The 6,969-nt window shown below is 37.2% G+C and carries 6 protein-coding genes; 5 read left to right on the forward strand and 1 reads right to left on the reverse strand.

Features of this window, described 5'->3' with window-relative positions; all coding sequences use genetic code 11:
* Nucleotides 1-262 precede the first annotated feature (262 nt).
* On the forward strand, nt 263-1,549 hold the full coding sequence (hisS, locus tag FC77_RS04280; RefSeq protein WP_056970271.1) for a histidine--tRNA ligase: 1,287 nt from the start codon (nt 263-265) through the stop codon (nt 1,547-1,549).
* A 4-nt stretch (nt 1,550-1,553) separates the two neighbouring features.
* A complete protein-coding gene (gene aspS, locus FC77_RS04285; protein WP_056970272.1) occupies nt 1,554-3,410 on the forward strand; it encodes an aspartate--tRNA ligase in 1,857 nt (618 codons plus the stop codon).
* Nucleotides 3,411-3,490: 80 nt separating this feature from the next.
* Here aspS and FC77_RS04290 read toward each other — a convergent pair whose 3' ends face one another.
* Nucleotides 3,491-4,675 (reverse strand): aminotransferase class I/II-fold pyridoxal phosphate-dependent enzyme, encoded by a 1,185-nt coding sequence (locus tag FC77_RS04290; protein ID WP_056970273.1) that lies wholly within the window; start codon nt 4,673-4,675, stop codon nt 3,491-3,493.
* A gap of 218 nt (nt 4,676-4,893) precedes the next feature.
* Here FC77_RS04290 and msrB point away from each other — a divergent pair, with 218 nt between their 5' ends.
* The 3 genes from msrB (at nt 4,894) to FC77_RS04305 (ending at nt 6,861) form a co-directional block, all read left to right on the forward strand.
* A complete protein-coding gene (msrB, locus tag FC77_RS04295) occupies nt 4,894-5,331 on the forward strand; it encodes a peptide-methionine (R)-S-oxide reductase MsrB (protein ID WP_056970276.1) in 438 nt (145 codons plus the stop codon).
* 20 nt (nt 5,332-5,351) lie between these two features.
* Nucleotides 5,352-5,891, forward strand: a complete 540-nt coding sequence (gene msrA, locus FC77_RS04300) for a peptide-methionine (S)-S-oxide reductase MsrA (protein ID WP_056970274.1) — start codon at nt 5,352-5,354, stop codon at nt 5,889-5,891.
* Nucleotides 5,892-5,982: 91 nt separating this feature from the next.
* Nucleotides 5,983-6,861 (forward strand): YitT family protein, encoded by an 879-nt coding sequence (locus FC77_RS04305; protein ID WP_056970275.1) that lies wholly within the window; start codon nt 5,983-5,985, stop codon nt 6,859-6,861.
* Nucleotides 6,862-6,969 lie beyond the last annotated feature (108 nt).

Genomic DNA, 6,969 nt, shown 5'->3' on the forward strand with positions numbered 1-6,969 from the left:
GTTGACTTTAGCTAGTTAAAACTATAAGCTAAAAAAGAATTATCGATGACAAAGAATGTAGATTAGTAATTTCTATTTCAGAGACCGCTTATTATGCTGTGAAAGTGGATAGAAAGCTAGCTGTGACCCTTTAACAGGTAATGGTTCGTACCGCGAGCGTTAATCGCAGCAAGCAAAAGGTGGTACCGTGCTAATCTTAAGCGCCCTTGATTTTATTCAAGGGCGCTTTTATTTTTGTTAATAATAAATAAAGGATGATTAAATGAGAGTACAAAAACCAAAGGGAACAGTTGACATTTTGCCAGATGTCTCTGGTTCATGGGAAAAAGTAGAACAGATAGCGCGCGATTTCTTTAAACGAGCAAATTATCGTGAAATTCGCACACCAAGTTTTGAAAATTATGAAATTTTTTCACGTTCTAGTGGTCAAAGTTCAGATGTCGTAGAAAAGGAAATGTATGACTTTAAGGATAAAGGTGGTCGCCACATTGCCTTACGTCCTGAAGGAACGGCTGGTGTAGTTCGTGCATACGTTGAAAATAAAATGTATGCCCCAGAAGTAGTTAAGCCGTTTAACGTTTATTACATTGAATCGACTTTTAGGTATGAGAGGCCACAGGCTGGACGGCAAAGAGAATTTCACCAGATTGGGGTTGAAAGTTTCGGTTCAAGTAGCCCACTAGCTGACGTTGAAACCATAATGATGGGGCACGATCTTTTAGCTGAACTTGGGGTTAAAAATTATTCGCTGCACATCAATAGTTTAGGAAATGCACAGGTACGAAAGAATTATCATGATGCGTTAGTAAAATACTTTACTCCTTTAAAGGATCAGCTTTCAGAAGATTCGCAACGACGGTTAAGTATGAACCCGCTTAGAATTTTGGATTCAAAATCGGATAAGGACAAACGATTTTTGCCAAATGCTCCGAAAATTATCGATTATCTCGATGAAGATTCGAAGAAGAATTTTAAGACTATAACCGATATGCTTGATCAACTCGGAATTGATTATGTATTAGATGACGATTTAGTTCGTGGGCTTGATTATTATACCGGCATTATTTTCGAATTCATGGTTGATGATAAGAGCTTATGGGAATCACCAACAACTATTCTTGGTGGTGGCCGTTATGATCACCTTGTTCAAGAATTTGATGGACCGGCTACACCTGCCGTTGGTTTTGGTATTGGTGAGGAAAGATTAATGCTGGTTTTACAGAAGCAAAATCCTGACTTATTTAGGGATCAAGGGATTGATTTCTTTATCACTAATATTGGTGCTGGTACGGAAATGAAGACCGTTGAAATAGCACGCAGTTTACGGGCACAAGGCTTCAAAACCCAATATGATGTTGACCAAAAGAAGCTTAAGGCTCAGTTCAGGAAAGCAGACCGGGTTGGTGCGAAATACGTTATCACTTTAGGTGCTAAAGAATTAGAAAATGGCACTTTGAATATTAAACGCTTAGCAGATGGCAAGACCATAGATCTTAGTCTTGATGATGTTAATGACATGCAAACAGTTATGAAACGATTGAAGGATTAGTAGAATGGAACATATGGAAAAAAGAACAAATTATTGTGGCAATATCACTGCTGACTACATTGGTAAAAAAGTAAATTTGTATGGTTGGGTACAACGTGTACGTAACCTGGGTAATTTACTATTTATTGATTTAAGAGACCGTGAAGGAATCGTTCAGATCGTCGTTAACCACGATTCCGGTAAGAAGCTGATGGATATTGCTGAATCACTTGGTAATGAATACGTTCTCCAAGTTAAGGGTAACGTTGTTAAGCGTTCTGATGTTAACCCAGATATGAAGACCGGTGAAGTTGAAGTTGATGCAACTGATATCATTATTTTAAATAAAGCTAAAAACCCACCGTTTGAAATTAAAGATAATATTGATGTTAGTGAACAAACAAGGTTAAAGTACCGTTACCTTGATTTACGTCGTCCAAGTGTTCAAAAGGCTATAATTTTACGTTCAAAGATTTTACGTGCTACACATGAGTACTTCGACCAGCATGGGTTTATTAATATTGAAACCCCAGAACTCGGTAAATCATCTCCAGAAGGTGCACGGGATTACCTGGTTCCTTCACGAATTTATCCAGGGAGCTTCTATGCTCTTCCGCAATCACCACAATTGTTTAAGCAATTGTTAATGGGTGCTGGTTTTGATAAATATTATCAACTTGCACGTTGCTTCCGTGATGAGGATCTTCGTGGTGACCGGCAACCAGAATTTACCCAGATTGATATGGAAACCTCATTTTTGGATGAAAAGGGTGTTCAAGATTACACTGAAGGCCTTTTGAAGAAGATCATGAAAGATGTTATGGGGATTGATCTAAAGACACCAATTGCCCGTATGTCATGGAATGATTCAATGAACAAGTATGGTACCGATAAGCCGGATACTCGTTATGGCATGCTTATTCACGATTTAAGCCCAATCTTTAAGGATAGCGACTTTAGGGTATTTTCCGGTGCAATTGCTGATGGTGGTTATGTAAAAGGAATTGCCGTTAAAAATGGTGCTAAGGCATACTCACGTAAAAAACTTGACAAGAAACAAGATTATATCAAACGTTACCATGCTAAAGGTTTAGCTTGGGTTAAATATGAAGACGGTGATTTCTCCGGACCTGTTGCCCGTTTCTTAACGGATGAAGACAAGGAAGCCTTAAAGAAGGAATTTAACCTTGAAGGTGGAGAATTAGTTGTATTTGTAGCCGACAAATGGAAAGTTTGTTGTGATTCACTTAACCACTTACGGCGTGAATTTGCTAAAGAAACTGATATTATTCCTAAGCATGTCTTTGATTTTGTTTGGGTTGTCGATTGGCCACTATTTGAATATGATGAAGGACGTGGCAGATGGGTTGCTGCTCACCACCCATTTACTATGCCAGATGATGAAGGTATTAAGTTACTTGATACTGATCCGCATAAAGCACATGCACGCAGTTACGACATTGTTATGAACGGAGATGAAATGGGTGGCGGTTCAATCCGTATCCATAAACGCTCTATTCAGGAGAAGATGTTTAAGGCATTAGGCTTCACTAAGAAGCGGGCTTATGAGCAATTCGGCTACTTAATGGACGCACTAGACATGGGATTCCCGCCACATGCTGGTTTAGCTATTGGCTTGGATAGATTTGCTATGATGCTTGCCGAAAAGGATAATATCCGTGACGTACAAGCATTCCCTAAGAATGCTAATGCTTCAGAACCAATGATGCATGCCCCAGCTCCAGTTTCTAAAGGACAATTATCCGAATTAGGAGTTGAAGTTGATAGTAAATATAGTGACAGTGTTAAGAAGACTGAAGACCACCTTGAAGATGAAGCACAAAAAGATGCTGATAAGAATTCAACTTGGGATAAAAACTAATTAAACATAATCAAATTAAATTAGACAAAAAAGGAAGCATAGAAATTAATCTATGCTTCCTTTTAGTTTATCTTCAATAATTATAAATTATTGATATACTTGGTAATTCTTTTTACAGATTCTCTTAAGTTCTCATCAGAAGAAGCGTAGGACAGGCGAACATAACCTGCTCCACCTTTACCAAAGTAACTACCAGGAGTGAGACCAACCTTAGCTTTCTTAGCCAGGTCAGTAGCAAATTTAACGTCATCACTACCAAATTTTTCTGGAATTTTAGCGAAGATATAGAAGGCACCTTCTGGCGTAGCCATCTTGAAGCCATTCTTCTCTAATCCAGATTGAATAATATGTAATCTTCGTTCATACGTATTCTTTGAATTGATTGGATCTTGATTACCGTTGTTTAATGCCTCAACAGCTGCAGCTTGAACGTTATCAGTAACAGAAGTAATTAAGAATGAATTAATCTTAATAATTGTACCCATTACTTCCTTTGGACCTGCAATATAACCAATTCGCCAACCGGTCATTGCGAAGTCTTTGGATAGACCGGACATTAAAATATTCCGATCAGGAATAATTTGTGATAGGGAGTAGTGTTTAGCTCCACCATAAGTTAATTCTGCATAGATTTCATCACTAACGGAATACAAATGGTATTCTTTGATGACTTTAGCTAGATCTTCTAGTGTCTTCTTTGAATAAACTCGACCGGTAGGATTAGATGGATCAGTTAGGATAATGGCCTTAGCACCCTTACCTTCATTTTCCATTACTTCTCTTAAGTGATCGGCAGTAAGAATAAACCCATCCTTTGAGGTATCAATTTGAACTGGTACTCCGCCGGCCATTTCAATTATTCCAAAATAAACACCCCATACAGGAGTAGGAACCAAAATCTTTTCACCAGGGTTAAGCAGAGCCATACAGACCGCGTTTAAAGCTCCAGTAACACCGACAGTAATGCAGACCTCACTATTAGGGTCATAATGAACTCCAAGACTACGGTCTAAGTACTTGCTAACCGCGTCAAGTAATTCTGGTTTCCCAGCACCAGGAGCATAGTGGGAATCGTCCCTCTTAATGTCACGAATTGCTGCTTCCTTTACATGATCAGGAGTAGCAAGATCAGGCTCACCAATGGTTAATTTGATAATACCAGGAATTGCTGATATTTTTTCGTCAAATGCACGAATATTTGAATTAGGTAAAGCTTTTCTACTTTTATTAATTGTATTACCTAAGTCACTAGCTAATTTTGGCATGTATAAATTCCTTTCTTTATATTTACTTAGAATAATAGATAAGCTTATCATATTTACTTAGAATAATAGATAAGCTTATCTTTTAATTTTTATCTATATAAGTAAATTATAGCTTATATTTTAAATGCATGTGCGGAATCTCCATATTTTTATAAGCATTTAAAGATATGAATTTTATGTTTTCTGCTATAGTTATTGATGAAAATGAGGTGTTGGAAATGAAAATGGACAAAGATAAAAAAGAGCAGGCTTTGAAGAATTTGAGTAAGGAAGAATATGCGTCTACCCAGAAGGCTGCTACTGATTTTCCATTTATGGGTAAGTACGATAATTTCTATGAAAAGGGCATTTATGTTGATGTAGTGTCGGGAGAACCACTATTTTCTAGTTTGGATAAGTATGATTCTGGCTGTGGCTGGCCAAGTTTTACCAAACCGATTAAGAAGTTAGATTATCACCGGGATCAATCTCACAACATGGATAGAACTGAAGTAACCAGTCCAGAAAGTGACTCACATTTGGGTCATGTATTTTCTGATGGTCCAACAGATAAGGGTGGATTAAGATACTGTATAAATTCTTCGGCTCTAAAATTTGTTCCGTACGATAAACTTGATGAGGAAGGTTATAGTCAATACAAAGCGCTTTTTAAATAAAAAGAAGGGTAATAAGTATTATGGATAAGAATGATAACAAAAGTTTAGACACTGCGATTTTTGCTGGTGGTTGTTTTTGGTGCATGGTTCAGCCTTTTGATAGTTTACCAGGGGTAGAAAAAGTTGTTTCCGGCTATACTGGTGGCCATGTTGCTAATCCTAGCTATGAGCAGGTATGTTCCGGATTAACGGGCCACGTAGAAGCAGTTGAAATAACGTATGATCCTGAGGTTATGCCTTATAAAAAATTGCTTCAGTATTACTGGCAAGTAACCGATCCCACTGACGCTATGGGCCAATTTCAAGATCGTGGTAATACTTATCAGCCAATAATTTTTTATAATTCTCAAGCACAAAAGGAAGAGGCTGAAAAATCTAAACAGGAATTACAAGATAGTGGTAAATTTGATCAAAAAATTGTTACCCAGATTAATCCTGCTAAAACTTTTTATCCAGCTGAAGATTATCACCAAGACTTTTATAAGAAGGATCCTCTCCGTTATCAAATCGAAGAATCTGGTGGTCGTGCTAAATTTATTAAGAAACATTGGCAAAAATAAATTATTTTTTGTTGGTCGACTTTAGAACTTTTGTTACACTATACGTGTTCAATTTAAAAACTTATTTTTCTAAAGGACTAATTATTAACAAATGGATCAATTAGATCGCTTTAATCGCCGCTATAATTTTTTGTCTAAAATTTCAGCGGCTTTCTTTTATTCTTTGGCTGTGGCCGTTGCCCTAAACTTCTTTTGGACACCTGGACATATGTATTCATCAGGGATTACTGGTTTTGCGCAGCTGATTAATACTTTAAGTGAAAGGTATTTACCGTTTACTTTAACAACGTCAATGATGTATTTTGCACTGAATGTACCCTTATTCATTGTTGGATGGACAAAGATAGGTCATAAATTTACCCATTTTACCGTCGCAACTGTTATATTGGGATCAATCATGATGCACCTAATTCATCCAATCAATATGCACCTTGATCCGTTAGTTTGTGCGATTTTTGGTGGTATGATCAATGGTCTAGGTACTGGTTTTGCTCTTAAAAATGGAATCTCAACTGGTGGAATTGACATCATTGGAATTGTAATCAGACAAAAGACGGGAACAAGTTATGGTAAAGTTAATATCTTGATTAACCTAATCATTATTGCAGCCGCTGGTTTTGTCTTTGGTTGGACTAGAGCATTTTATTCTGCGCTGACTATTTTTATTAATGGTCGGGTAATTGATGCCGTTTATACGCAACACCAAAAAATGCAGGTTATGGTTGTTACTAGCCACCCACAGGCGATTATTGACGGTATTCAGGATAGAATGCATCGTGGAATTACCATTTTGCATGATGCTGAAGGGGCATATAGCCATATCGAAAAGACTGTTTTGGTAACAATCATTGACCGTTATGATATGTATGATATTCTCAATATCGTTAAAAAAGCAGATCCATACGCCTTCATGAGCGTAAGTGAAGTCGAACGAGTTTATGGCAGGTTCAAGGAACAAGAGATTGTCTAACTGGTTGAGTGATTAAAATTAGGATAAAAATAAAAGCCATTTTAAAGAAGTTTGAAGTGAGACCTAAAAGTGAGACACTTTTAGGTCTTTTACTATGTCTAAATTTAA

The sequence above is a fragment of the Lactobacillus acetotolerans DSM 20749 = JCM 3825 genome, assembly GCF_001436775.1.
In the GTDB taxonomy this organism is placed as follows: Bacteria; Bacillota; Bacilli; order Lactobacillales; family Lactobacillaceae; genus Lactobacillus; species Lactobacillus acetotolerans.

What these genes read in the sequence shown, in the direction of transcription:
- aspS (WP_056970272.1), top strand. Translation starts at nt 1,554, where the DNA reads ATGGAACATATGGAAAAAAGAACAAATTATTGTGGCAATATCACTGCT.
- FC77_RS04305 (WP_056970275.1), top strand. Translation starts at nt 5,983, where the DNA reads ATGGATCAATTAGATCGCTTTAATCGCCGCTATAATTTTTTGTCTAAA.
- FC77_RS04290 (WP_056970273.1), bottom strand. Translation starts at nt 4,675, where the DNA reads ATGCCAAAATTAGCTAGTGACTTAGGTAATACAATTAATAAAAGTAGA.
- msrB (WP_056970276.1), top strand. Translation starts at nt 4,894, where the DNA reads ATGAAAATGGACAAAGATAAAAAAGAGCAGGCTTTGAAGAATTTGAGT.
- msrA (WP_056970274.1), top strand. Translation starts at nt 5,352, where the DNA reads ATGGATAAGAATGATAACAAAAGTTTAGACACTGCGATTTTTGCTGGT.
- hisS (WP_056970271.1), top strand. Translation starts at nt 263, where the DNA reads ATGAGAGTACAAAAACCAAAGGGAACAGTTGACATTTTGCCAGATGTC.